Source organism: Schnuerera sp. (genome assembly GCF_035459645.1).
In the GTDB taxonomy this organism is placed as follows: Bacteria; Bacillota; Clostridia; order Tissierellales; family Tepidimicrobiaceae; genus Schnuerera.
Map to the genome: position 1 here is coordinate 1 of NZ_DATHXO010000226.1, position 2144 is coordinate 2144.

The window sequence follows — 2144 nt, forward strand, 5'->3', positions numbered from 1 at the left end:
GCGGGGAAGTTCAAAAAGGAAATCAAAAACTAACTATTCGTACAGTAGGAGAATTTCAGGCTCTAGATGAAATTGAAAACCTACTCATTCCTTTACCAACTGGTGGGGTGGTGCATCTTAATGATATTGCAAATGTAGAAATGAAAAACAAGGATCTTACAACTTTAGCTAAGACCAATGGCCAGAGGGCTATGAATATATCTATTCAAAAACAGTCGGGAACTAATACTGTACAGGTGGCCAATAGAGTTAGCAAAGAATTAGAAAGAATTAAAGAAGAAAATAAAGGGTTAGATATACAAGTTTTATTTGACCAGTCAGAATATATTGAAATGGCTATCGATACGGTGGCTAATAGTGCTATACTAGGGGCTGTATTGGCAGTAATAATTCTTTTTGTATTTCTAAAAAACATAAGATCTACTTTTATTATTGCAACTGCTATTCCAGTGTCCATTATAGCAGCGTTTACTTTAATGTATTTTAGCGGTGTTACTTTAAACCTTATGACCCTGGGAGGGCTAGCCTTAGGGGTAGGTATGCTTGTGGATAACTCTATAGTAGTTTTAGAAAATATTTATCGGTTCCGTCAAGAAGGTTATTCCCAAATGGATGCTGCACATCTTGGAGCTAAAGAAGTTGGAATGGCAATTACTGCTTCTACTTTGACAACTGTAGCAGTATTTCTTCCAATTGTATTTATGGAGGGAATGACATCGACAATATTCAAGGAGATGGCCTTAACGGTTACTATTGCTTTATTTGCATCTTTGTTGGTAGCTTTAACTTTAGTACCTACGCTTTCTTCAAAACTTCTTAAGATAGAAAGCAGCAACAAAAGGAAACCTAAGGTAATAGAAAAGATTAGTAATATATTAGAGAATAGCTATAAAAAGATAGAATCTGGTTATAGAAAGCTACTTAATATTGCTATTAACCATAGAGTTTGGACAGTTATAATTGCTTTTTCAATATTTGCATTAACTTTGGTATCTATTCCTTTAGTAGGAACAGAATTTCTACCTGAAACTGATGAAGGGCAGTTTACCATCAATGTGACTCTTCCTGTTGGCTCTGAGATAGATGAGATAGATGCTGTTATGACAAAAGTCGAACAAAAGATTGAGGATATTGCTGAAATTGAAACGGTCTTTTCTACAGTAGGAAGTGAAAGCAATAATGGAAGCATTACTTGTGTTCTAAAGACCCAAGATCAACGTCAGCGTAGTAGCCAGGAAGTGGCAGATGAGGTACGTAAAAAGATATATGATATTCCAGGGGCTGAAAAAACAGTATCTGTATTTAGCAGTGTTTCTCTAGGTGCATTAGGAGGAGGAGCTGTTAGTATAAAGATTAAAGGGGATGATATAGATACTCTTAAGACAATAGGAGACGATATTAGCAAGATTATTAGCTCCGTTGATGGAATTCAGGAAGTTCAATCTAGTATGGAGGAAGGAGTTCCTGAAGTTCAAATTATAGTTGATAGAAAAAGAGCATCTCAATATGGATTAACAGCAGCTCAGATTGCTAGTTCTGTTAGAGGAACTGTATCTGGAATAAGGGCTACTCAATTTAAATATGAAGGTGATGAAATTGATGTAGTTATCAGTGGTGATGACACCATCACTGATAGTATCTCTAATCTAGAGCAGATGATGATTGCTACTCCTAGTGGGTTCAATGTGCCATTGAGTCAGGTAGCTGAAATAGTTATCGATAGAGGGCCAGTTACTATTAACAGAGAAGGTCAGGTTCGAGTGGCAACTGTATCTGCTCAGGTATTAGGCAGAGATTTAGGAAGTATTTCAAATGATGTTGAGAAGGAACTTGAAAAATATAATATGCCTGCAGGATATATTTATGAGATGGGTGGAGAAAATCAAGAAATGGTTGAGGCTTTTGAAGAATTAGCACTGGTTTTAATATTGGCAATTGTATTGGTGTATATGATTCTTGCAGCTCAATTTGAATCGTTAATAAATCCTTTTATAATTATGATATCTGTTCCTCTAGGACTTTCAGGAGGAATTATGGCACTGGTTATTTCTGGAACTTCATTGAGTGTTCCTGCATATATTGGACTCATAATATTAGCGGGAATAGTTGTAAACAATGCAATTGTTTTAATCGATTATATATTG

Annotated in this window: 1 protein-coding gene; it reads left to right on the top strand. The window is 35.6% G+C overall.

The window, feature by feature from the left end; translation table 11 throughout:
- Window positions 1-2144 (top strand): efflux RND transporter permease subunit (locus VK998_RS05370; RefSeq protein ID WP_325226336.1); only part of this gene is annotated, 2144 nt, incomplete at both ends.